The organism is Colwellia sp. SU-HH00943 (assembly GCF_057546125.1).
On the sequence record NZ_BAAJLW010000001.1, the window covers coordinates 708,663 to 733,317 of the forward strand.

17 protein-coding genes are annotated in these 24,655 nt (G+C 37.7%); 5 read left to right on the forward strand and 12 right to left on the reverse strand.

What is annotated here, in order from left to right:
- Position 1 precedes the first annotated feature (1 nt).
- The gene (locus AC27GZ_RS03110; RefSeq protein WP_487093408.1) at positions 2-5,479 is read left to right on the forward strand and encodes a response regulator; all 5,478 of its coding nucleotides are present in this window, start codon (positions 2-4) and stop codon (positions 5,477-5,479) included.
- 15 nt (positions 5,480-5,494) lie between these two features.
- Entirely contained in the window at positions 5,495-6,541 is a 1,047-nt protein-coding gene (locus AC27GZ_RS03115) for an HD-GYP domain-containing protein (protein WP_487093409.1), read from the forward strand.
- 37 nt (positions 6,542-6,578) lie between these two features.
- Here the strand turns inward: AC27GZ_RS03115 and AC27GZ_RS03120 are convergent, their stop codons facing one another.
- The 9 genes from AC27GZ_RS03120 to AC27GZ_RS03160 all read right to left on the reverse strand — a co-directional run bounded on the left by AC27GZ_RS03120 (position 6,579) and on the right by AC27GZ_RS03160 (position 15,751).
- Positions 6,579-7,388 (reverse strand): Dam family site-specific DNA-(adenine-N6)-methyltransferase, encoded by an 810-nt coding sequence (locus AC27GZ_RS03120; protein WP_487093827.1) that lies wholly within the window; start codon positions 7,386-7,388, stop codon positions 6,579-6,581.
- Between the two features lie 260 nt (positions 7,389-7,648).
- On the reverse strand, positions 7,649-9,004 hold the full coding sequence (locus AC27GZ_RS03125) for an SPOR domain-containing protein (protein WP_487093410.1): 1,356 nt from the start codon (positions 9,002-9,004) through the stop codon (positions 7,649-7,651).
- A 53-nt stretch (positions 9,005-9,057) separates the two neighbouring features.
- Positions 9,058-10,122 carry a 3-dehydroquinate synthase gene (gene aroB, locus AC27GZ_RS03130; RefSeq protein WP_487093411.1) on the reverse strand — a complete coding sequence of 355 codons (1,065 nt, stop codon included), beginning with the start codon at positions 10,120-10,122 and terminating at the stop codon, positions 9,058-9,060.
- Between the two features lie 31 nt (positions 10,123-10,153).
- Positions 10,154-10,672, reverse strand: coding sequence for a shikimate kinase AroK (gene aroK, locus AC27GZ_RS03135; protein ID WP_487093412.1), 519 nt, complete (start codon positions 10,670-10,672; stop codon positions 10,154-10,156).
- 205 nt (positions 10,673-10,877) lie between these two features.
- A complete protein-coding gene (locus AC27GZ_RS03140; protein ID WP_487093413.1) occupies positions 10,878-12,965 on the reverse strand; it encodes a type IV pilus secretin PilQ in 2,088 nt (695 codons plus the stop codon).
- 11 nt (positions 12,966-12,976) lie between these two features.
- A complete protein-coding gene (locus AC27GZ_RS03145) occupies positions 12,977-13,501 on the reverse strand; it encodes a pilus assembly protein PilP (RefSeq protein WP_487093414.1) in 525 nt (174 codons plus the stop codon).
- Positions 13,498-14,094, reverse strand: a complete 597-nt coding sequence (locus AC27GZ_RS03150) for a type IV pilus inner membrane component PilO (protein WP_487093415.1) — start codon at positions 14,092-14,094, stop codon at positions 13,498-13,500. The genes AC27GZ_RS03145 and AC27GZ_RS03150 overlap by 4 nt, the downstream gene beginning before the upstream one ends.
- Positions 14,091-14,684: a PilN domain-containing protein gene (locus AC27GZ_RS03155; RefSeq protein WP_487093416.1), complete on the reverse strand. Its 594-nt coding sequence runs from the start codon at positions 14,682-14,684 to the stop codon at positions 14,091-14,093. Before AC27GZ_RS03155 ends, AC27GZ_RS03150 begins: the two co-directional genes overlap by 4 nt.
- The gene (locus tag AC27GZ_RS03160) at positions 14,672-15,751 is read right to left on the reverse strand and encodes a pilus assembly protein PilM (RefSeq protein ID WP_487093417.1); all 1,080 of its coding nucleotides are present in this window, start codon (positions 15,749-15,751) and stop codon (positions 14,672-14,674) included. Before AC27GZ_RS03160 ends, AC27GZ_RS03155 begins: the two co-directional genes overlap by 13 nt.
- 127 nt (positions 15,752-15,878) lie before the next feature.
- Between AC27GZ_RS03160 and AC27GZ_RS03165 the strand changes: the two genes are divergently transcribed.
- The gene (locus AC27GZ_RS03165) at positions 15,879-18,473 is read left to right on the forward strand and encodes a penicillin-binding protein 1A (protein WP_487093418.1); all 2,595 of its coding nucleotides are present in this window, start codon (positions 15,879-15,881) and stop codon (positions 18,471-18,473) included.
- Here AC27GZ_RS03165 and pdxR read toward each other — a convergent pair.
- Positions 18,470-19,936: a MocR-like pyridoxine biosynthesis transcription factor PdxR gene (gene pdxR / locus AC27GZ_RS03170; protein WP_487093419.1), complete on the reverse strand. Its 1,467-nt coding sequence runs from the start codon at positions 19,934-19,936 to the stop codon at positions 18,470-18,472. The two genes, AC27GZ_RS03165 and pdxR, sit on opposite strands and share 4 nt — an antisense overlap.
- 98 nt (positions 19,937-20,034) lie before the next feature.
- On the opposite strand from pdxR, the gene AC27GZ_RS03175 reads away from it, so the two are divergent.
- Together AC27GZ_RS03175 and AC27GZ_RS03180 are read left to right on the forward strand one after the other, a co-directional pair.
- Positions 20,035-20,646, forward strand: a complete 612-nt coding sequence (locus AC27GZ_RS03175; protein WP_487093420.1) for a GNAT family N-acetyltransferase — start codon at positions 20,035-20,037, stop codon at positions 20,644-20,646.
- Positions 20,636-21,229, forward strand: coding sequence for an FMN-binding negative transcriptional regulator (locus AC27GZ_RS03180; RefSeq protein ID WP_487093421.1), 594 nt, complete (start codon positions 20,636-20,638; stop codon positions 21,227-21,229). The genes AC27GZ_RS03175 and AC27GZ_RS03180 overlap by 11 nt, the downstream gene beginning before the upstream one ends.
- 73 nt (positions 21,230-21,302) lie before the next feature.
- Here AC27GZ_RS03180 and argA read toward each other — a convergent pair whose 3' ends face one another.
- Entirely contained in the window at positions 21,303-22,613 is a 1,311-nt protein-coding gene (argA, locus tag AC27GZ_RS03185) for an amino-acid N-acetyltransferase (protein ID WP_487093422.1), read from the reverse strand.
- A 55-nt stretch (positions 22,614-22,668) separates the two neighbouring features.
- Positions 22,669-24,594 carry an argininosuccinate lyase gene (gene argH / locus AC27GZ_RS03190; RefSeq protein WP_487093423.1) on the reverse strand — a complete coding sequence of 642 codons (1,926 nt, stop codon included), beginning with the start codon at positions 24,592-24,594 and terminating at the stop codon, positions 22,669-22,671.
- Between the last annotated feature and the right edge of the window lie 61 nt (positions 24,595-24,655).

Below are 24,655 nucleotides of genomic sequence, written 5' to 3' on the forward strand. Positions count from 1 at the left end.
TATGAAAAAAACTGCATCACTATTGGGTAAATTTTTTATACTTTTCATTATTTGGATTCAAAGCTCTTATGCCCAAGAGTTACCTGAACATATCATGAAATGGGCCCACAAGAACCCGGTAATTACCGTAGGCGTTGATTCAACCTTCCCGCCTTTTGATTATGTTGATGAAAATGGCGATCCCGCTGGTGTTGGGAAAATTATTCGACAACAGCTTTCTGATATCTTACCAATAAATTTACAAGCTACATCCATTTCTAACTTTACCAATGAATACAATAAGTTATTAGACAATAAACTTGATGCCATTGCGGTGTGCGGCAACACAGAATCAAGACAAGGTGAAGTGCTATTTTCAAAACCCTTTTTACAAATGACCCCCATACTTGTCGTCAATTCAAATAGTGATATCAAACATGAAAGTGACATTAAATCATCAAGCAGAATAGCGTCAATTAAAGGCTATGCTGATGCTGAATTTGTGAAAGAACTATCAGCCCAAAATATTGAAGTTGATAGTAATATTTCAGGCTATGAACAAGTTGAGCGAGGTGTGGTAGATGGCTTTATTACCTATTTATATTTATACAAGTATATGACCAATAAATATGATTTCCCCAACACCTCACCGGTAGCAATAAGTAGATTTAATAGTTTAAATATAGGTTTTTGTATTAACAAAAATAAGCCCGAACTTGTTGAGTTAATCAATTGGGGAATTGACAAACTTGGTAAAGATTATATGACTGAGCATCAGTCGCAATGGACTGACCCCATAAAAATCGAGAAAGATCTTTCTATTATAAAAGACAAAGCATTAGACCTAGACACCTTACTTCTTTACGCCATTATTATTGCCACTAGTGTTATTTTATTTATTATTTTTATCGCCAAGCGGTTTGATAACATTATTGCGATGAAGTTCGACACGACAAGTTTTAGGCTAAGTTTTTATACGCTATTAGTGTTAATTATTTTGGCTTTATTCAGTGTAATAAAAGTATTTTTAGACGACTTCAGAAAGCAAGTTATTCTCGATCAACAAGAAACTTTTGATATTACTCGTGATGTCACTGAAAAAGCCCTTAAAGGCTGGTACAAAGAACGTAACGAATTTGCTCGAAATATTACTAAGAATAATGAATTTATAGAATTAGCAACAACACTCACTATTGCTGATAAAAATAATGACCAAGAGCTTTTAAAACAAACTAAGCAGCAATTGCGTGATTTTTTCACAGAGCGCCCGTTCACCACCCTAAACCGAAGAGCTTATACCTTAAGTGATTTAAACGGTAAATATTTATTAAACTACATACAAGCCGCGGAAGGTCAAACATCGACAATCAAATCTCAACGACCTGAATTATTTGATAAAGTCATCAATGGCTATTCAAATTTTATCCCGCCAGTATGGGCTAATGTCGATATTGACGGAAATAAAGCGCCGAACGACAACGATGCTGAAATATTTGTCGCCAGCCCAGTAAAAGATAAACAAGGAAACGTGATTGCTGTGATGGCATTACGCTATGACCCTAATATTGAATTTTCAAAATTGTTTATAGATGGCCGCTTAGGAGAAACCTTTGAAACTTATGCTGTTGATGATCAAGGCTACATGTTATCAGAAAGCCGATTCAATGATGCTTTGCAACAAGAGGGGGTTATCCCTTTTGGGGAAAATACAATTCTAAATTTACGTCTACCTGATGTTGAAAACAACCCAATAGTACACGCAGCCAGATTTAAGTTAGATGGTCAAAACTTAGATGGCTATACCGACTACCGTGGTAATTTTGTTGTAGGGCAATGGCTGTCCTTTAATCATTTTAATTTTACTATCGTCAGTGAAATAGATTATGACGAGCTTTTTGGTGACTACTACCGATTTAGAAATATTTTATATATTGGTTTACTCATCTTAAGTACACTTATTTTTTCATTAGCTTTTTTCATGATTTCAATTTCAAGAAGAGCAAATGAAATAAGTCGTCGTTCTCGCGATGAATTAGCAGAACAAGTAAATGAAAGAACAAAAGAACTTGCCGCGTCAGAATTAAAAAGTAATTTAATTAACAGCTCAGTTGCTGATGGTATTTTAGGTGTCGATCAACAAGGTAACTTTTCATTTGCCAATGAATCAGCCACAAGAATACTCGGCTACTCTGAACAATACATAATAGAACACAGTATTATCTCCCTTTTTGCACGAGGAAAAGCTTCAGGCACACGCTTTGAAGACACAAATATTTATAAAGCCATCCAAAAGCAAGAAGTCATTAGAATTCCTCGTGATGATGTCATTATTAACGACGATAAAATCATACCGCTTGAGATTAGTATATCCCCTGTCAATGATCCTGAATCAGAATTAGCTGCGGTTATTGCCTTTCAAGATATTACACAACGAATACAAGAAAATGAACGCGTTGAAAAAATACTGGAAAACCTACCCGTTTGCATGGTGATAATGAACCGTGATAACAAAGTAGATAAAATTAATCAAACGGGTGTTGAATTACTTGGTTATGACAAAGAAGATATTATTGGAAAATCCGTTAATTTGTTTATTCCTGATGAGCAGGCTGAAAGCCATGAAAACCTGTTAGAAAAATTTTTTACTGAAGAAATAACTATTGATACTAAAACGCTAGATAGAGACTTTAGAGTAAAAAACAAAGCAGGACACTTAGTTGATATACAAGCGGTTTATACACCAGTATATTTCTATGATGGCTTATATGCCGTTGTCATGGTGCGAGATATTACAATAGAAAAACAAGCAGAAGATGCCTTGTTGTTAGCCAAAGAATTAGCTGATGAGTCTGCTTATCGTACTGAGCAATTATTAGAATCGGCTCCTACAGCATTAGTCATTTTTAATAAAGAAGAAGTGATTATTCAGGTGAACGAGGCTGCTTGTATTTTATTTAAAGCAACTAAGGAAGAATTAGTTCAACAAAACTTATCCATCATGGTGCCTGAAGATAGACTAGAGGATCATTTGAGAGAAATAAAAAACTATATTAACGATCCTTCATCAATTCCTGTTGGTGAGATTATAGAAACCACCATAGTGACAAGTGAACAAGAAACGTTAACAGCAGAAACACTATTTACGCCAATTAATATCAATAACGAAGAGCTTTTCATTCTCGGCATAAGAGACATAAGCAAAGAGAATGAAGCTAAGCTTGCCTTAATTGAAGCGAAACAATTAGCTGATGATGCCAGTAAAGCAAAGTCGGACTTTTTAGCGAATATGAGTCATGAAATTAGAACCCCAATGAATGCCATTATGGGCATGTCGCATTTAGCTTTAGGCTGTGGCTTAGACAGAAAGCCGAAAAACTATGTTTCTAAAGTTTATAACGCGGCAGAATCTTTATTAGGCATCATCAATGACATTTTAGATTTTTCTAAAATTGAAGCTGGCAAGTTAGACCTAGAGCATATCGATTTTAACCTTCACGACGTATTAGATGATTTGTCCAATATCATCGGTTTAAAAACTTATGAAAAGAATTTAGAGCTATTATTTGATATTGATAAAGATGTACCTTTAATGCTCAAAGGTGATCCGCTTAGAATGAATCAAATATTGATTAATATCGCCGGCAATGCGGTTAAATTTACCGAGCATGGCGAAATAGTGATATCAGCGAAATTAATTAAAAAACCAGAGCCTAAAAATTCCGATGACATCATTGTTCAGTTTGAAGTGAAAGATTCTGGTATAGGCATGAATGACGAACAAAAAAGCAAGTTATTCCAATCTTTCAGTCAAGCAGACAGCTCTACTACCCGAAAATATGGTGGCACAGGGTTAGGACTAACCATCTCCAAAAAACTAGTTGAACTGATGGAAGGTGAAATTTGGCTAGAAAGTGAAGAAGGTAAAGGCAGTAGCTTCTTTTTTACCGCTAAATTTAAGGCTTCAGATTTAAGTAATAGTCAGTTCATCGAAGAACAAAAATCATTCTTGAATAACAAACGGATCTTAATTGTTGACGATAATGCCATTGCACTCGATGTTTTAAAATCTATTTTAGAGTCTTTTGATTGTAAAGTAGTTAGCGCAAATAGCGGTACTCAAGCAATAGAAATAGCCAAACAAGCTACTAGTCCTTTTGATTTTATTATGGTTGATTGGAAAATGCCTGGCATAGACGGTATTGAAACTTGTAACACCATAAAAGAACAAAACAATTATACGAGTAAAAACTTTATATTAGTGACTTCAAAAGCACATGATGAAGTTGCACTCGAAGAAATAAAATCATCAATAGACAGCGTTATAGTAAAACCTGTAACTGCCTCAAGTGTATTTGATCAAATGATGCATCTTCATGGGGATATAGCGTTACGTGCCAGTAGAGAAGTCAAACGTGATGATACCCTGATTGAAAATCAACAACGCTTAGCTGGTAGCAAAATTTTATTGGTTGAAGATAATGAGCTCAATCAAGAGTTAGCACTAGAGCTACTCAATCAGGCTGGCATTATCACTGATTTAGCCGAAAATGGTGAACTGGCTGTCGAGATGGTGGCTAACCATGATTATGATGGTGTATTAATGGACCTTCAAATGCCTGTAATGGATGGATTAACGGCTACAAGTATTATTCGAAAAGATTATCCAGAACTCCCTATCATCGCCATGACCGCGAATGCTATGGCAGGTGATAAAGAACGTGTTTTAGCTGCAGGTATGAATGACCATATCACTAAACCTATAAACGTAAGCGATATGTTCAACACTATTGTTAAATGGGTTAAACCCTCATCACCCATCGTTGCGTCAACAACACCTAAGGTTGCAACCATTGAAGAAGCATTACCTGAATTTGAACATATTAATGTAGAGGCGGGTTTAGCCGTGACTAATGGTAATAGTAAACTGTACATTAAACTGCTTAATAAATTTATTATTGGTCAAGAAAACTTTAATGAAATATTTGTTCAAGCACAGCAGGAAAAAGACTTTGAATCAGCAACCCGTTTTGCTCACACACTCAAAGGCAGTGCAGGTAATATTGGCGCTAGCACATTACAAGAAATTGCCGGAAAGTTAGAGCATGCTTGTGCAGACGTTAAGGCAACTGATAGTGAAAACGCACCAGAGCACACAGAGGTTAGTGAATACCTTAAGCGAACTAATGAGCAATTAGCGTTAGTATTAACTGAGTTAAGGGCTTTCTGTCAGGAACATCAATCTCATAAAAATGAAGACAAAGACTTAACACATTTTGCTTTTGATGAAAGTATGTTTGAAAAGTTAGCACAATTACTTGAATTAGTAGAAGATTTCGAAACTGATGCTATTGAAGTTGCAGAGCAAATTTTGACGCAATTATCAGGCACTCAAGAGGAAGAAACATTCTCGACAATAATCGCTCAAATCGAAGGTTATGAGTTTAGCGAAGCAGAGCAAACGTTAACCGAGTTTATCGCTAACGTAAAAGCACAACAATAAGTTATAGGAGCATACATGGCTATATCAACAGACAATATCAACAAAGCAACAATCTTAATTGTTGATGATAATTCAGATAACTTAGATGTGTTAAGTGGTATTTTAAGACCTTTCTATAAAGTTAAAGCCGCTATTAATGGTGAGCTGGCTTTAAAAATAGTAGCAGCTAAAAACAAACCTGATATTATTCTACTTGATATTATGATGCCCGGCATGGACGGTTATGAAGTATGTCGACGTTTAAAAGCTGACCCTGTCACAGCTAATATTCCTGTCATCTTTGTCACCGCCAAAACAGAAGTCAAAGATGAGCAAGCAGGTTTTGAGCTAGGTGCAGTTGATTACATTACCAAACCCATCAGCGTACCTATTGTGTTAGCCAGAGTAAAAACACAACTCGCCCTATACAATCAGCAACGCGAACTAGAAATTCTGGTTAAAGAAAGAACAAAAGAGCTTGATGATACCCGTTTAGAAATTGTACAACGTCTAGGTTGTGCCGCGGAATATAAAGATAATGAAACAGGCTTACATGTAGTTAGAATGAGTTGGTATTCAAAGTTTCTTGCTGAAGAAATAAAGGCTAACGATACATGGGTTGAGTTAGTTTACACCGCAGCACCCATGCATGATATTGGCAAAATTGCCATTCCAGATCGCGTGTTATTAAAACCAGGTAAGCTAGATGAAGAAGAATGGGCAATAATGCAAAAGCATGTTGAATATGGTGTCGACATTCTCGGTACCCATGACTCTGATTTATTGTCAATGGCACGCGAAATCGCGTTAAATCATCATGAAAAATATGATGGTAGTGGTTACCCTAATGGTGTATCAGGAAAAGATATTCCTCTCAGTGCCCGTATTGTTGCTATTGCTGATGTATTTGATGCACTTACCTCAGAACGTCCCTATAAAAAAGCTTGGCCTGTAGAAAAAGCCATCGCCCTATTAGAAGAAGAAAGTGGTAAACACTTCGACCCTGAGTTAGTACCAGCATTTATCAACTGCTTAGATCGAGTGGTTGAAGTAAAAGATAAATTCCAAGACTCTTTTGACTAAGAGAGCCATCAAACTTTATAAGTAAACTAAACTCAGTTTACTTATAAAGCGCTAATACCTCTTTCACTTTCACTCTACCGTTACCTTTTTGGCTTATTGAACGTTGAACTTGAAAGAGCTTCTTTTTAGTCGCCCCTTGATATAAATCACGAGTAAAATCCACATAGTGATTAGATATTAAAGTAGGAATACCCTTTGATTTCGCTTGTTCAGCACAAGCAACTAAACGTTTTTGATCTTCATCAGTAAAAGAGTTTCCCGCATAAGCAGTAAAATTGGACGTTGGGTTTATGGGTGAATACGGCGGATCGCAATAAACAACATCTTGCGCATTTAATTGAGTAAATGCCGTTTCGAAGTCCCCTTGAATAAACGTTGCATTCTGAGCTTTTTCAGAAAAATATTCTAATTCTGCCTTTGGGAAGTAAGGATGTTTATATCGGCCAAAAGGCACATTATAACCACCACTTTTATTATAACGACATAAGCCATTATATCCGTGCCGATTTAAATACAGAAACAATAACGAACGCTCATACGGATCAGTAGAGTGATTGAATTGACTTCGCAAGCTATAGTATCTTTCCGCTTGGTTATTATTACTTTGGAAAAAACTTTGTGCATCGGTAATAAATGCTTGAGGCTGTTTCTTGATGATATTAAACAAAGCAATTAAGTCTTTATTCATATCAACTAACAGGTATTCATCGAAGTCTAAATTAAGAAAGACTGAGCCACCGCCTACAAAAGGCTCAACAAGCCTTTTCTTGCCTTTAACAGGTAAAAGGTTAGCAATTTCATTAACAACTTTTTTTTTCCCGCCAGCCCATTTTAAGGCAGATCTCATACCAGCTTGTGATTTAGCTTTAGTCACAAAAAGAACCTATAAGTTAATAGTAGCTATAGCTAACATAGAAAATGGACGTGGGTAAGATAATAACGCAGTTCTAAGTACTTTAAAAAGTATAAATTTACAGGGGTAAATAACCCATTTTATTAAGGCACAAAATTGCTTGTTCATACTACTGCGTTAAACCCGTGATGATTATATGGACAAATAATACTTTGTATTTGCCATTTCCTTTTCACGGGTGATTGTAGCTTGAATTAAGGTTTAACGGTATTGATTTCCTGTTTAATTGTTGAAACTGACTTTAAGAAAGCGCCAAGCCCCTGCAAGGATTCAGGTAATTCGGTGAGTGCATCTCTAGCGGCTGCTTTATCCTTATATATTTGTGTAGTCAAAACAATAAAAGCTTTATCGTTTAACAATCGTTGATAACGATAAAATTCAATTTCACTGTGCTGCTGAATAAATTGCGCTAATCTTGATGAATCAGTAAAGCCCGTTATTTGCACTACATAACCTTGTTCTGTATTCAAGTAATAGGCATTATCAATAAATGCTTCAGGAGTACTAATAAGTTCAGATTTAACTATTGGTTGTGCTTTTTCAGGTAACTGCTCGGTAACTACTGATACATTAATCGGAGTTTCTACCACCTTTGCTTGCATACTTGCCTTAGATTCGGACAAAGCTAACGCTTGTAAAATATCAGAGCTTTCAGCTGATGCTAGTTGCTTAACTTCTATACTTTCCTGCTCGAACAGTGCCAATTGAATATCGTTAATACTTGCTAACTCAACTGATTGTATCGGGGTGTTCTTAACTGGTTGAACGATTGCAACTTGCTCGGTTACGGGCTCTTTTATAAAGGGAGTTAAACTAATGTTTTTATAATCGATAAAAATTAGCGTAACAAAAACGATTGCTAATACACTGAGAAGTGAAATAACAGTTATCTTGATCCAAGGTTCATTCTTGAACATTGCCGCTTTATTTTTAAACCTAGCATGATCTATCGCTAATACCTGACCGTTATTAGCATCAACTATACTGACTTTTTTATCAAATATAGCTTTGTTTTTTGCAATGTCTTGTGCCACTTGTTCTAAACCAAAAAGTACTACATTGATATTGCTTTGAGTCTTCTTAGCAACATCTACAAGCTGGCATAATTCATACTTCATTTGTAATGATAAAGAATGGGCGTGCTCAATAATAATAGTAATGGCATCATTATTTTTACTGGCTAGACGAGAAAGGCTGACAGCTAGTGATTGTTCTGGGTCAAATAACGTATTAGCAAATAGCTGTTCAATCAAACGACAGCGCATTTGAATATCATTCAATTTGTTTGATGCTGCCAGGAAAGCTACATTTATTTCTTGTTGTTCATTTTCTTGACTAATATTCGCTAAATATTGACGAGATAATTGCGAGTAAACAGCAGGGTTGTTATCGATTACTACAGCCATATGCTGAGAGAAACGCTGAATATAATCTATGCGAGCAGTAACACTGATGGTCGTTGTAGGCTTGTCTACAGCAGAAAGTTTAACACTGCTAAAAGCTGATTGGTTATTATTTTGATTTGCTCGCGTATTGACTAATGCGGACATATTCAACCCTTTCTATAAGAATGACTTCCTAGTGAAGTTAGGAAGCCTAATGTTTATAGAATTTGTTGAAGCATCTCCACAGTGACATCATCGCGAATTTCAGATTGACCAATACTGGTAGGAACAATAAAGCGAAGTTTTCCACCAATATTTTTTTTGTCTCGCTGCATATGACGAACAAAGTCTTCTAAGCTCATATTTTCTGGCGCAACCAGAGGTAAATCAAAAGCCTTAATAAGTGACTCAATTCGACAAAGTTCTGACACTTCAAGCAAATTCATTGCTACTGCTAACTTAGCAGCAAGTACCATGCCAGTGGCAACAGCTTCGCCGTGTAACCAGTTTCCGTAGCCTTGCTCTGCTTCTATTGCATGCCCAAAAGTATGGCCTAAGTTTAATAATGCTCGAACACCTGCTTCAGTTTCATCACAAGCAACAATATCAGCTTTACATTGACAACATTTTTCAATCATCAATGATAAAGCTTGTTTGTCGCTCGCTTTTATCGCATCAATATTTTGCTCTAGCCAATCGAAAAAGTCCTTATCGCCTAGTATGCCGTACTTGATCACTTCGGCCATACCTGCATTAAATTCTCTAATAGGTAAGGTAGACAAGCTGTTGATGTCTATAACCACAGCTTTTGGCTGATAAAAAGCACCAATCATGTTCTTACCTAAGACATGATTTACTGCAGTTTTACCGCCAACAGAAGAGTCAACTTGAGAAAGTAATGTTGTTGGCACTTGAATAAAGTCAACACCACGTTGGTAACATGCTGCTGCAAATCCGGTAATATCACCAATTACACCGCCACCTAAAGCGATTAATGTACTATCACGCCCATGACCATTGGCCAATAAATGTGACATGATAACTTCAAAGTTTGCGAGGTTCTTTTCAGCTTCACCATCAGGGAGGATAACCTCATCAAGGGTAAAGTTTGTGAGCTTATTTTTGAGGCTTTCTAAATACAATGGCGCTACAACGGTATTTGTGACAATACAAACTCGTTTACTGCGAATATGCTTAGCAAATAGCTCTGCATCTTCAAATAGGCCTGTATCGATATAAATAGGGTAGCTTCGAGCGCCTAAATCAAGTTGAAGTGTTGACATAAGTGATTACTAATCGATGAGTATAGTGAGTTTAAAAGTCTAAACGTTCAATGATTTTATGTGCTACAACTTTGGCACTTTGATCATCAGTTTTTATCACTACATCAGCAATTTCTTCGTAAAGTGGATTGCGTTCTAATGCTAGATTTTCTAACACTGTGCGAGGCTCTTCTTTTGTTTGTAAAAGAGGACGACGACGATCGCGTTGAGTACGCGCAACTTGCTTGTCGATAGTCGTTTCAAGGTAAACCACGATACCACGTGCAGATAAACGGTTACGAACTTGAACACTAATAACTGACCCACCGCCAGTCGCTAAAACAATACCTTGCTTTTCGGTTAAGTCTTCAATAACAGTTTCTTCTCTCTTACGAAAACCTTCTTCACCTTCAAGATCAAAAACCCAAGCTATATCAGCTCCTGTACGGCGCTCAATTTCCTGATCAGAATCAAAAAACTCAAGATGTAGTCTGTCAGCTAACTCACGACCAATTGTGCTTTTACCTGCGCCCATAGGGCCAACTAGGAAGATATTTCTTTTTTCTGCCATTAGATTTACTTAATACTCGTTTGTTACGGATCCTATCAAAGATAGTCTATTTACAGCTGTTGCTATAATTCTTTGACGTTTTAGAGGTCTCCCTCGGGAATTTCAAGGGCGTAATTATCGCAATTGTTAGGGTAAGAATGCAAGCAACATTGTCAGTAAGTAAGGTAAAATCCTCACTTACTGACTAACATATTAATAATTAATGTTAAAAATGTTCGGTTACTACTCGAGGAGTTACGAAAATAAGTAGCTCTTTTTTCTCATTGAATTGATTTGTATTTCTAAATAACCAACCAAAATATGGAATATCGCCTAGGACAGGTACTTTCGAAACCGTACTTATGATTGATTGTTGATAAATACCACCTAAAACAATAGTTTCACCGTTATTTACCAGAACTTGAGTGCCGATACGCTGAGTATCTATCGCAGGTGCTTGACCACTTTGTACATCAGAAACAGTATCTTGTGTTACGACTAAATCTAAAATGATTTTATCATCAGGCGTAATATGTGGTGTAACAGTTAAACTTAATACCGCCTTTTTAAATTGTGTGGCGGTTGCACCACTAGAAGCTGCTTCTTGGTATGGAATTTCAACACCTTGCTCAATATAAGCTTCTTTTTGGTTAGCTGTGGTTATACGCGGACTAGCAATTATCTCACCTTTATTTTCTTTTTCCATCGCGCTTAGCTCAAGATCAAGAATGGTACCATCAGCTAAACGTGCCACCTGAAACGCTAGAGCACCAGCTGGGCTTGCTACAGGTAAATTAACATTCAAGCGATCGCTTAGTGCTGGGACAATACCTGCCGCAGCTGAATCAGCTCCTTCTAAAGAGCCTGAAGTTGCATATTCACCATTAGTATCAGTTACACCCCAACGAATGCCTAGTTCTTCGTTGATATTATCTTTTACCGTTACCATACGTGCTTCAATAACAACTTGTCGTACTGGAATATCTAAAATATTAACCATACGTTTAATATCTTCAATACTCTTGGCGGTATCGCGAATTAACAAAGTATTAGTTCGTTCATCAACAGAAACACTACCTCGTGCTGATAAAATACTGGTATCTTCATTTTTAATTAGCTCAGCAAATTCATTAGCTTTGGCATAATTAATTTGTACATATTCAGAATACAATGGTGCTAACTCTTCTACTTGTTGCTGAGCTTGTAGGTTTTTAGCTTCACGAGCAGCCAATTCATCACTTGGCGCTACCATCAAAATATTACCTTGCATGCGTTTATCAAGGCCTTTAACTTTTAAAATAATATCAAGCGCTTGGTCCCAAGGAACACCATCAAGACGCAAGGTAATATTACCAGTCACTGTATCACTGGTAATGAGGTTAAACTCATTATAATCAGCAATAATTTGTAGAACTGTTCTTACAGGAATATCTTGGAAATTTAGAGAAATGGTACGACCGGTAAAGTCATCACTGTCACCTAAATACCCCGGTGCTTGCTTCTCTTTTTCTCTAACCGTCAACACAAACAAGTTATCATGCTGTTTATGAGAAAACTCAAAATGTGAGTTAACATCAATAACTAAGCGAGCATTGCGACCCTCTTTGAAAGTTTCAATACCAGTAACAATAGTACCAAAATCAGTTACATCTAATTTATAAAGTAAGTCTTCAATTATTTCAGTGTTGTGAAACTCAACATTCACTTTTCCTAATTTATCATTTACATCAACAGCAACCATACTGTCTTCTAAATAAACTAATACTTCGGCGGCATTGCCTTCTCCTAGACGGAAGTCTAAAGATTTAACATGATTAATAAACTGCTCACCTGCAGGGCTTAATTCTTCAACAATCTGCGCTGATTGACCGTAGTTAAAGGTAATTGAAAACTGGTTTTCGTTTAGAGCAACATCAAATACAGAGAGTTTTTCAAGGTTAATTAATGCGACTACTTTTCCTGAGCTATCATCTAATACAACATTCGTTATGCCAGCATGGTTTACTAAAGTTTCTCTGATATTTTCATTGTATGAGTTAGCATCAAAACTTACTTCCACAAAAGCAGGATTCATAGATGTTTGTACAGCAGGTAATGCTGATATATCTGATGAAAACTCAAAGACTAATTCAATTTGATCATCCTGAATCGTATTGTATGAAAGACCTAATAGTTTACTATTATTAGTTTGCTCGGCTTTAGCCGTAAACGCTGTGGCAGCTAGCGCAAACATTGTTAAACATATCAACCAAAATAGTTGCCTGTGGGCAACACCAGTAAAGATTTTATAATTTTTCATTTTATTAAATAGCATTATTATTTCCTTTACCCTTGAGATTCTGTTTGAGCAATTTTCATCATGGTTTCTCGCTCCACCCAACAACCTGCACCATCAGGTGTTAATTCTATAACTTTCACGCTTTTAGCACTCACTTCCGAAATTTTTCCATTAAACAAACCCAGGTAACTGCCCTTAGACACTCTATGTAATGTAAAGTCTGAAGCTTCAACTAAGGCCCACAAAACACCATCATCTCCCATAGTGCCACGCATAGTTAAGTCACTTAAGGCAAATTTTTCTAACGGTTGCTTGCGACGACGAGGATCTGGGCTTAAACATCCTGACATTTGCTGTATCTTTTGCTGAATAACTTCTGGCTTAGGTAACACAAACGGACTACGTAAATCATGAGCAGAATAATCATAATGATTAAATGGATGAACTTCAGGCATAGGATCTATCTGACTAGTAGTAGTTGCTTTCACATTATCCATATGAGCAACAAGGTCGCTAGTATCATCAAAACAACCGCTTATAAAAAGCAGGGGCAATAAAACTAATATCCTCATTTTATTTCAGCTCCTTGATAACGGTAGGTTTTTGCTTCAAGTTTTAAATTCAACACTTCAGCACCAACATCCGTTATATTGATGGTGAAATCATGTAAGGTAACAATACGAGGTAAACCTGCGATTTTACTTACAAAATTACCAAACGAATGGTAAGAGCCATTGACTTCAATATCAATAGGCAATTCAATATATATCTCTTTGCTAATTTCGGGCTGCCATTGTAATTTTACAAAATCAAGACCACTAGTCGTACCGATAAAGGTAATATCATCAAGCAAGCCTGGTGTTTCGTGACTGTTTGGCAGGCTGCGTAATTGGTTGGCAAAAATATCCTCTGCTTCAATCATTTGCGCTCTAAATAACTCTAAATTTGCCGCAACATGATATTTAGTACGGTATGAAGACTTCAACGTAACTTCTTCTGCAGAAACACGTTCAAGTTGTTCTATTTTGCCACTCACTAAACCAACGTAACCTAACGCCATCACTACAATAGCTAAAAAGATAGTTAATACTAACTTTGCAGCAGGAGGCCACTGGCCAATATTATCTAGCTCAAGATTTTCAAATTGCGAAGCATCAAATTTCATTTTCCAGCTCCCTGAGGTACATCTGCAAGCCCTGCATCAGGGTCATTAACTAAACCTTTAATTTTTACTTTCATCCTAAAGTTACTTAGTAATTTAGGTGAACCATCATCTGAGGTAATTGATTCTGGTGTTGCATCAGTGAATAAATCTGACAACTCAATCGCACGAATCATGTTGGCTAAATGGTTATTAGATTCACTTTTACCCGTAATTTCTATGGTATTACCCTGCTTATCAAGCTGAGTAATATAAATACCATTTGGGATAATTTTCGCAATTTCATCTAATACTTGTGTACCAACATTTCGACTACGCTGGAGCTGTTCAACAACATCTATTCTTTTTTGTAATTCTTCTTTTTTCTTATTTAATGTTTTAATTTCAGCAATCTGAATATCAAGTTTTTGAATTTCATTTTTCAAAAATTGATTACGTGCAACTTGGCCATCAACACGTGCCTGAAAATATAAATTGACAGAAAAAACTAGCGCAAAAGCCAGCAAACATACAGCGATTAAAATAGTAAAAAATTCTTTTTGTTTGGCTTTTAGTGCTTCTTCGCGCCAAGGAAGCAGGTTTATATATGCCATGGCGTGAAACTCCTTAATGCTAACCCTGTTGCAACCATGAGTTGTGGAGCAACTTTCGCTAACTCCTCTTCATTTATTGTCTTTGCAACTTCCATATCATTAAATGGGTTTGCAATAACAGTATGTATACCAAGCTCGTCTGTTAAAAGTTTTTCTACTCCTTCGATAGAGGCAGAACCACCTGAAATAACTAAATAGTCTACTTTATCTATACCACTGGAAGTTAAAAACATTTGAATTGCACGACGTATTTGTTGCATTAAAATAGTATGGAAAGGGGCTAGTACTTCGAAGGTGTAATTAGGGGGCAAGTCATTCGTAATTTTAGCAACTTCGGCTTCTTCAAATGTTTTATTATAATAAGAAACAATTGAACGAGTATATTGTTCGCCACCGAACATTTGATCTCGGCTATAAATATGTTTCCCAGCTTTCGTAGCCGAAAACAAGGTCATTGTTGCGCCAATATCGACAATAGCAACAACTTTTTCCTGTGCATCTTCAGGTAGTTGAGATAAACATAAATCGTGGGAGCGACTAACGGCATACGATTCTACATCGATAACTTTAGTACTAAAATCACCGGCTTCTAATGCCGCCACTCTTGCTTCTATGGACTCTGTACGCGCGGCACTCAATAAAACATTGACCTTAGTTGGATCTGATTCATTCACATCTAATGTTTCAAAATCTAAACTTACTTCATCCAGTGGATAAGGAATCAAGCTATCTGCTTCAATTTCTATTTGGCTTGCAAGTTCATCTTCGCTAAGCGATACATCCATATAGATGATTTTGGTAATAACTGTTTGACCTGACACAGCTGCTGCGGCATCTTTAGCTTTCATAGAAATGTTTTGACGAATTTTAGCAATGACATTGCCCACAGCTTCAATATCTTGAATTTCACGATCAATAACTGCACCGCGTGTCATTGGTTCTATAGCATAGTCTTCTAAAATATAGCCATTATTACCTTGGCTGAGTAAAACCGCTTTGGCAGCGTGGGAGCCAATATCGATCCCTACCATCATGGTGGTTTTCTTTTTCCATAGATTATCTAGCATAACAACCCACTAAATTTAATTTTATAATTATTTTAGACATGTTTTTCACATAAATACATTTATTACATGGTTTTACAAGATATACTAGTATTATCTTACATATTTTTCCATAAATAGGGTTATTGTAGTGTTTTCCGTTAAAAAAGTATTCAAATTTGCCCTAGTCGCAGTTTTTTTCATCATAATTAGTACATTTGTTTTATATTTATATTTACGCGATGAATTGCCAAATATTGAATCTTTACAGGATGTAAAGTGGCAAACACCGATGCAAATATACAGTAATGATGGCTTACTCATTTCTCAATTTGGTGAAAAAAAGCGTATTCCCCTTACCTATGATGAAATTCCTCAACAATTAATAGACGCATTGCTAGCGACTGAAGATGATCGCTTTTACTTTCACTTCGGTGTTGACCCTATTGGTATGGCGCGAGCGATAATAGGGCAAATCACTGGTAACCATAGTGGTGGAGCCAGTACTATAACCATGCAAGTGGCTAGGAACTTTTTTTTAACACGAGAAGTTACTTATATTCGAAAAATTAGAGAGATTTTCTTATCTTTCCATATTGAAAGTTTGTTAACCAAAAATGAAATTTTAGCCTTATACATCAATAAAATACCGCTAGGTCATCGAGCCTTTGGGTTTGGTGCTGCAGCGCAAGTCTATTACGGTAAAAACTTAAACGAGTTAACTCTGGCTCAAATAGCCGTATTGGCAGGGTTACCTAAAGCTCCTTCTACCTATAATCCAATTAGCCGACCTGATCGCGCGCAAATACGTCGAACAACTGTTTTGCAGCGGATGTTAGTCAGTGGTTATATCACCGAGCAAGAATATCAAGCAGCTAAAAATGCCCCTATCACAGGTAAGCGTCACGGCGCTAAAATTGCCTTGGATGCACCCTATGTTGCTGAAATGGCTCATCAGAAAATGATTGAAATGTACGGCAAAGAAACCGCATACACAGGTGGTTACAAGGTTTTCACTACAGTCAAAAGTCATCTGCAAACGGCTGCACATCAGGCAGTTACGAGTAACCTACTTCGATATGATCAACGTCATGGCTATCGTGGTGCCGCATTGAATTTACGCCCAGCACAGGCAGAGTCAGAACTAGCACAAAGCTCAAGTAATATTAATAATATTGCTCCAGATAACATAGAAACCATGCCCATCACCGAGGCTGAAATAGCCTCTGCTTTAGCCAGTGTGCAATATTATCAGATGCTAGAACCAGCCGTTGTGACACAAGTTGACGAGCGTTCAGTGAACATAACTTTACGCGCTAACAAGCAATCTATCATTCCGTGGACTGGTTTAGCTTGGGCTCGTGAATATATCAATGACAGAAAACAAGGACCGGCACCTAAGCTGGCGAGTGAAATACTTAAGGTTGGCGATGTTATTCTCGTAAGCCAAACAGAAGACGGTGAATATCGCCTTAGTCAGTTACCCCTTGCAAGTGCCGCTATGATTTCAATTTCTCCTGATAATGGTGCGATTAAAGCGGCTATCGGTGGCTTTAGTTTTAAGCAAAGTCAGTTTAATCGTGTTACCCAAGCAAAACGTCAAGTTGGTTCAAATATAAAACCATTTATTTATTCTGCAGCACTAGAGCATGGATATACCTTAGCGTCACTCGTCAATGATGCTCCTATCAATCAGTGGGATAAAAGCTCTGGGCAAGTGTGGCGTCCCAAAAATTCTCCCCCTGTGTATGTAGGCCCTCTTAGAGTCCGTTTAGCCTTAGCGCAATCAAAAAATGTAATTGCTGTCAGGTTACTCAAAAGTATTGGTTTAGATAATGCGGTGAACTATTTATCCAATTTTGGTTTTGCGCCCGATGAATTACCACGCAACGAGTCCTTAGCTTTAGGCTCAGCCTCATTAACTCCCTTAGAGGTGGTTACTGGTTTCGCAGCCTTTGCTAACAGTGGCTTTTTAATAGAGCCTTATCTAATAGAGCGCATTGAAAACGCAGAAGGTGAAGTTATTTATCAAGCAAACCCAGTCTTAGCCTGCGACCCTTGTGAAGTAGCTACCAGTAATCAAAATAGTAATGAAATTGATGAGACTGAGATAGCGGGGCAAAATCAACAGCAAGTTGATGATTCAGTATCACTCCCCAAAATTGTCTCTGCACCAAGGGTAATTACCGAACAGAATGCATTTTTAATCACCCAAGCACTTAATAGTGCGATTTGGGGAGCAGACTGGTCAGCTGAAAATGGCTGGCAGGGTACAGGTTGGCGCGGTAGAACATTAAAACGTCGAGATATTGCTGGTAAAACAGGTACTACAAATGAAGCAAAAGATGCTTGGTTTTCTGGTTTTTCTAGACGCTTAGTGACTACGTCATGGATAGGGTTCGATGATCCAAGCCGAAATCTAGGTCAAACCGTTTATAATAATAATTTAGGTAGAAACCAAATCACAGGCAATGAGTTTGGTGCAAAATCAGCCCAACCTGCTTGGATAGACTTTATGAAAGTTGCTTTAGCTGATTTACCTGAAGAGCCTTTTATTCTGCCCGCAGATATAGTGTCGGTACGTATTGATAAAGCAACAGGCAAACTCAGCAGCAGCACCAATAAGAGTAGCGAATTTGAGTACTTCCAATTAGGAACAGCGCCTACTGAATACTTACGACAAGATAATAGCTCAGATATATTTCAAAGCGAAGATCAAAGTAATTCGGAAGAAGAGCTGTTTTAAAAAGCCTGTTTATTTTGTGTCAGCAAGGGTTTAAGTAATAATAACCCTTGTTTGATCTTTTCTTCACTTTGTCCTGCAAACCCCAAACGAATAAATTTATTTTGGTTACTGCTTGCTCTTAAATGAAAAGCATTTTCCGCCAATAAAAATATACCTTGTTTTTTTGCTAGCAGCGCTATTTCTTCGGCGTTACCGCCTACATTTACCCATAGCGCCATGCCACCTTTTGGCACAGTGAAAGCTATATTTACCCCTTCATCAATAAAACCATTAAGTATATTTACCATGCAAGCTCTGCGTTTTTGATAGCAACGTGTTAACTTACGTAAATGGCGCTCAAATCCCCCGTCCTTCATCCACCTTGCAACCGCATCTTGTAGTAAAACACTGGCTTTATGATTTATTAAGGTTCGATAGCTAATAATATGTGGAACTAATGTTTGATCAGCAGCAATCACCCCAAGGCGTATGCTCGGAAACATGATTTTAGAGAAGCTTGAAATGTAAATCACTAATCCTGCAGGATCATTAGCTGCCATCGGAGGCAGTGGCTGACTGTAATAATGAAATTCATGGTCGTAATCATCTTCAATAATCGGAATTTGATGTTGCCGAGCTAAGCGGTAAACATGTGTCCGATTAGCCGCCGATAACGTCGTTGTTGTTGGATACTGATGCAATGGCGTTAAATATAGCAATTTAATTTCATGCTTTTTAATCGCTGCTTCAAGATCTTCTATATCAATTCCTTGCTCTGTTTGTTTAATACCGACGAGCTTGGCACCGGCGTTTTGCATAGCTTTCCATGCAGGACTGTAACCTAATGCCTCTACAGCCACTTTGTCACCCGTTTTTAATAACACTTGCGAGAGTATATATAAGGCTTCTTGTGTGCCATTAACCACAGCAATTTCTTTATCGGTAATTGATCTTACCCTGCGTAAATACGTGGCAACTTCCTCGATAAAGCATTTAAAACCAGCATTTTCACCATAGTTTAATTCTTTAATGGCTGGACGAGTTAACGCTTCATTGATAAAGCTTCTAAATTCATTAAACGGGAATAAATCAATATCTGGATTGCCACCAGCAAAGTTATATTGATAGTCGTGAGCTGGACGAGCAAAAGCTTCTTGTTGTGGTTTTATTATTCGCCATTGATGTTTTTCACTACTCAATTCCTGCTGCGTTTGCCCATTAACAGCTGAATGTATTGGCAACATTTGTGCAACTGCATAACCTTGCCTTTGATTTGCTTCAACCCAACCCTGCGCCACCAACTCATTGTAAGCAGCCATCACTGTATGGCGGTTAACAGATAACTGTTCAGCCAAAGCCCGTGCTGAAGGTAATTTTTCAGAAGGCTTAACAGCACCATGTTCAATGGCATGACGAATTGCCACCGCAATTTTTAAATACAATTTTGTTTGTTGATTATCTAGCGCAAGGTTCAAAGTTTTCATCAATAACTATCTGGTATAGACACAAAATAAAATCTGGTTGTTTTATTTATACCATAAATACGCAAAATACTTAGAACAAATTTCAAGGAGATTGTTATATGTTTGAAACAACTGACATTACATTGAAAACCAATAAGGTAACACTGCGCCCTTTAACTATGGGACACGCTTCAGATTTTTTTAATGCTGGCGCTTTCCCGGAAATATGGACTTGGTCACTGCCCAATAAATGCACCTCAATTGAAGTGACTAAAAACTGGTTGCAATACTCAGAGCAAATGGCAAATAAAAAAGAACACATTCCTTTTGCCATTTTTGACAATGCTAGCGGTAAATTTGTGGGTAGTAGCCGTTATTGTTCAATCAATGAGGGTGATAAAAATTTAGAAATTGGTTTTACGTTTATTACCCCTGAATTTCAACGTAGCTATATTAATACCCACGCTAAATACTGTTTACTTCAATATGCTTTCGAAGTTCTTAAGGTGATACGTGTGGAGTTTAAAGTTCATGAGCAAAACCACAAGTCACGCACTGCTGTAGCGAGGTTAGGGGCCACATTTGAAGGACTATTACGCAATCATCGTATTTTATCAGATGGCAGCTATCGCAATACCGCAATTTTTTCCATCATCGATACCGATTGGCCAAGGGTGAAAAAAAACCTACAAATAAAAATGGAGCATAAAGGCGGACATAATGATGACTGAGTTAAGTGAACAAGAGAAATTGATTATTAGGCAAAATGCCTTTGCTCAGTTACAAGCGCCACAAGTATCACAAACTTATAATGGAGACTTTGCAGAAGTTGTTTATTGCCCATTACAGCTTTTAGATAATAAAACCTTATTAGGGCATTTAGCTAAAAACAATTCACTGTTTAAAGCGCTAGAGAATAATACCAAAGTGAAAGTAATATTTACGGGTCCTCATGGCTATATTTCACCTCGTTGGCATAAAGAGCAACAGGTGCCAACATGGAACTACGCTAGCGTATCTTTACAGTGTCGTTTAAACATGATTGAACATAGTGGTGAAAAATTAGCAGCAATGAAAACAATCAGTCATTACTTTGATCCCCAATGGGACTTTAATGAATTTAATCAGGATAAAAACAACAAGTTTGTACAACAAATGTTATCTGCTATCACAGTATTTACTCTGAACATTACTAACGTAGACAGTAAATTCAAACTATCACAAAATCGTTCAAACAACTGCAGAGCAGCATTTCAAGACGCTTTGAGATTAACAGGTAATAATGCGCTAGCTGAGCTTCATTACAAGAGTTGATATAAGATTTAACAGCGAGATAAAATGATAACGGCGAGTAAACGCTCGCCAATTACCACAGAAATACTAATGGTTAAATTTCTTTAACAAATACCTTAGATTTACGCTGAAAGTTATACATTTCCTGTTTACCTTCAGGTAATTTGTCCATGGGTTGTTCAATGAAGCCACGCTCTTGGAACCAATGTCCGCTGACCGTAGTCAGAACAAATATCGAAGTTAATTGTTGTTGTTTAGCTTCCTCTTCTAATGCCAACATTAAGCGTCCGCCTCGATTACCTTTGCGATAATCAGGGTGAATAGCAACACAAGCAACTTCACCCGTTTTAGCATCCGGATAAGGATAAAGTGCTGCACAGGCAATAATAACGTCTTCTTTTTTCAGCACAATAAACTGATCAATTTCAACTTCAAGCAGCTCACGTGAACGCTTTACCAGAATACCTTCAGCTTCCAGAGGCGCAAGTAACTCCAAAATACCAGCAACATCATCAATAGTCGCGGTAGACAATTCTTCTTTATGATCTTTGGCAATTAGCGTACCTGCACCATCACGAGTAAATAACTCTTGTAATAAAGCCGTTTCACTTTGATAGCTAACACAATGACAACGCTCTACGCCATTTTCACCACTTTGAATAATAGCGCGAAGCAACAACTGGCGCACGTGACAGTCTTTTTCATCGAGTAAGGTTTTTACTCTACGCACACTACAGCTTTTAATTAGCTGGCCTGACTCATCAAGTAAACCATCATCATCAGTTAAAGTGATTAACTTATCGGCCTTTAACGCGATAGCCGTTTGAGCCGCAACATCTTCAAGGGCTAAATTAAACACTTCACCTGTAGGTGAGTAACCAATTGGTGAAAGCAATACAATGGAGCCATAATCTAGCTGCATATTAATGCCGTCAGAGTCAATTCTACGTACTATACCTGTGTATTTAAAATCAACTCCATCACGCACGCCCATAGGTTTAGCAATAACAAAATTACCTGTACCTACTCTAATTTGTGAGCCGTGCATTGGAGAGTTTGCCAACCCTGTAGTTAATAACGCTTCAATATGCAAACGCAATGAGCCCGTAGCATCTTTCACCGCCACTAAAGTATCTGCATCGGTAACGCGCACGTTTTTCTCAACATTAGTGTTGATATTACGCTGAGCTATACGCTCTTCTATTTGTGGCCGTGCGCCATGCACAACAACTAGTTTTACACCTAGGCTACGCAATAAAGAAATATCATGAATAATATTGGCAAAGTTTGGGTGTAAAACCGCTTCACCACCAAACATTAACACCACAGTTTTACCTCGGTGCGCGTTGATATAAGGGGCGGCATTTCTAAACCATTTAACGTAATTTTGATCGCTATTATTCATGTTTTTTATTCTTTATTTATTACTGCTAGCGCATAATAAGGGGGGTTAACCCGGCTTACTTTTGACCCACTATATATTCCATTGCCACTTCATCAGCAGGATCTTTATGTGGGCTAGGCTCACTATCTTCAATGATATTTTCAGCTAATGAGCTTTTCTCAATCGGATTAAAACCTAGCTTAGCGAAATACTCAGGAATATAAGTTAAAACAATGATTTGTTCTAATTCCATTTGATGCGCAAACTCAAGTAAATATTGTACTAGTGCTTGTCCTTGCTCTTGACCTTGCGCCTGCTCATCAACAACCACAGAGCGAATTTCTGCCAGACCTGTTTGATAAATATAAAGTGACGCGCAACCAACCACTTTGCCATCAAGTTCAGCCACAACAAAGTTTTGTACATCGTGAATAATATTATCTAAAGTACGTGGTAATATTTCACCTTTGTCTGCTTGTACATTCACAAGTTGATGTATTTTCTCAACATCAGACATACGTGCTCTGCGTACAGACATAGCCGCTGCACGTTGCGCGTTCAAACGTTGTTTCACTTGCTTCAAGGCAACTTCTGTTTGCTGTATACCCGGCGCACCCACAACTTGTTCGTTAAGAATTTCTTCATTACCCGTCGCTAACGCTTTTTCAACTTGTGTGCGTGATGTACCGCCAAGCGCTTCACGTTTATCGAGTGTTGATTCAATCGATAAGTGTTGATAAACATCTTGCTCTATTTTGTCACTAAATTCTTGTAACTGAGAAATGGTCAAGTCTTCTAAAGGTAAACCTTTAGCGATAGCTGCAAGTACCACTTCACCGACAATATGATGTGCTTCACGGAACGGAATATCTTTACCCACTAAATAATCAGCAAGCTCAGTAGCATTAGCATAACCTTGTTGTGCCGCTGCTAAGGTACGGCTACGGTTTACTTTCAAGCCATCAGCAACTAGAACTGCCATTTCCATACACTCTTGCCATGTATCAAGGGCATCAAATAAGCCTTCTTTGTCTTCTTGCATATCTTTATTGTAAGCAAGTGCCAAAGCTTTCATAGTGGTTAACATGCCAGTTAACGAACCAAAAACACGTCCTGCTTTACCGCGAATTAACTCACAAGCGTCAGGGTTTTTCTTCTGTGGCATTAATGATGAACCTGAGCTCACTAAGTCACTCATTTCAACAAAGCCTGCTTCACCTGAATTGTAGAAGATTAAATCTTCTGCAAAACGCGATAAATGCATCATAGAAATACTCGCACTTGCCAGTAATTCAATCACATGATCTCTATCTGAAACAGCATCTAAGCTATTCATAGTGGCCGTTCTAAACCCTAAACGATTAGCCAGTGCATTTCTGTCAATCGGGTAAGCTGTACCGGCTAAAGCACCTGAGCCTAATGGTGAAACATCAAGGCGATATAAAGCGTCTTTTAAACGACCAATATCACGGTTAAACATTTCAACATACGCTAAACACCAATGCCCAAAAGTAACCGGCTGTGCACGTTGTAAATGGGTATAACCCGGTAATACGGTATCTTTCTCACGCTCAGCCAAAGCCATCATAGCTTGTTGTAAGCTAACCAAAGCGAACAAGAGTTCACCGCCCGTTTCTTTACACCAAAGTTTTAAATCAGTCGCTACTTGGTCATTACGGCTACGACCTGTATGGAGCTTCTTACCTAAGTCACCTGTTTTTTCAATCAGTTGAATTTCAACCCAGCTGTGAATATCTTCAGCATCAGATAATAATATCTGCTTTGGGTTTTCTTCTACTGACACTTTTAATTCATTTAAGGCATCTGTTAAGCGAGCTAATTCTTCATCTGTGATAACGCCCACTTCATGTATTGCTTGTGCCCAAGCAATCGAGCCAACAATGTCTTGTACCGCCATGCGATAATCAACAGGTAGCGAGTCATTGAACTTTTTAAATTGTACACTCGCTTTTTCTTTAAAGCGTCCACCCCATAAGGCCATGGCTATTTACTCCAAGTTTTTCGATATTTCTATGTTTACTTATCAGGCAAGGGAGACACTA

Bases quoted from the DNA above. Each gene is read 5' to 3' on its own strand.
- AC27GZ_RS03145 (WP_487093414.1), bottom strand. From the start codon at position 13,501: ATGAGGATATTAGTTTTATTGCCCCTGCTTTTTATAAGCGGTTGTTTT.
- AC27GZ_RS03180 (WP_487093421.1), top strand. From the start codon at position 20,636: ATGATGACTGAGTTAAGTGAACAAGAGAAATTGATTATTAGGCAAAAT.
- AC27GZ_RS03175 (WP_487093420.1), top strand. From the start codon at position 20,035: ATGTTTGAAACAACTGACATTACATTGAAAACCAATAAGGTAACACTG.
- AC27GZ_RS03160 (WP_487093417.1), bottom strand. From the start codon at position 15,751: ATGCTAGATAATCTATGGAAAAAGAAAACCACCATGATGGTAGGGATC.
- AC27GZ_RS03120 (WP_487093827.1), bottom strand. From the start codon at position 7,388: ATGAGATCTGCCTTAAAATGGGCTGGCGGGAAAAAAAAAGTTGTTAAT.
- AC27GZ_RS03110 (WP_487093408.1), top strand. From the start codon at position 2: ATGAAAAAAACTGCATCACTATTGGGTAAATTTTTTATACTTTTCATT.
- argH (WP_487093423.1), bottom strand. From the start codon at position 24,594: ATGGCCTTATGGGGTGGACGCTTTAAAGAAAAAGCGAGTGTACAATTT.
- aroB (WP_487093411.1), bottom strand. From the start codon at position 10,122: ATGTCAACACTTCAACTTGATTTAGGCGCTCGAAGCTACCCTATTTAT.
- aroK (WP_487093412.1), bottom strand. From the start codon at position 10,672: ATGGCAGAAAAAAGAAATATCTTCCTAGTTGGCCCTATGGGCGCAGGT.
- AC27GZ_RS03140 (WP_487093413.1), bottom strand. From the start codon at position 12,965: ATGCTATTTAATAAAATGAAAAATTATAAAATCTTTACTGGTGTTGCC.
- AC27GZ_RS03155 (WP_487093416.1), bottom strand. From the start codon at position 14,684: ATGGCATATATAAACCTGCTTCCTTGGCGCGAAGAAGCACTAAAAGCC.
- AC27GZ_RS03125 (WP_487093410.1), bottom strand. From the start codon at position 9,004: ATGTCCGCATTAGTCAATACGCGAGCAAATCAAAATAATAACCAATCA.
- AC27GZ_RS03115 (WP_487093409.1), top strand. From the start codon at position 5,495: ATGGCTATATCAACAGACAATATCAACAAAGCAACAATCTTAATTGTT.
- argA (WP_487093422.1), bottom strand. From the start codon at position 22,613: ATGAATAATAGCGATCAAAATTACGTTAAATGGTTTAGAAATGCCGCC.
- AC27GZ_RS03150 (WP_487093415.1), bottom strand. From the start codon at position 14,094: ATGAAATTTGATGCTTCGCAATTTGAAAATCTTGAGCTAGATAATATT.
- pdxR (WP_487093419.1), bottom strand. From the start codon at position 19,936: ATGAAAACTTTGAACCTTGCGCTAGATAATCAACAAACAAAATTGTAT.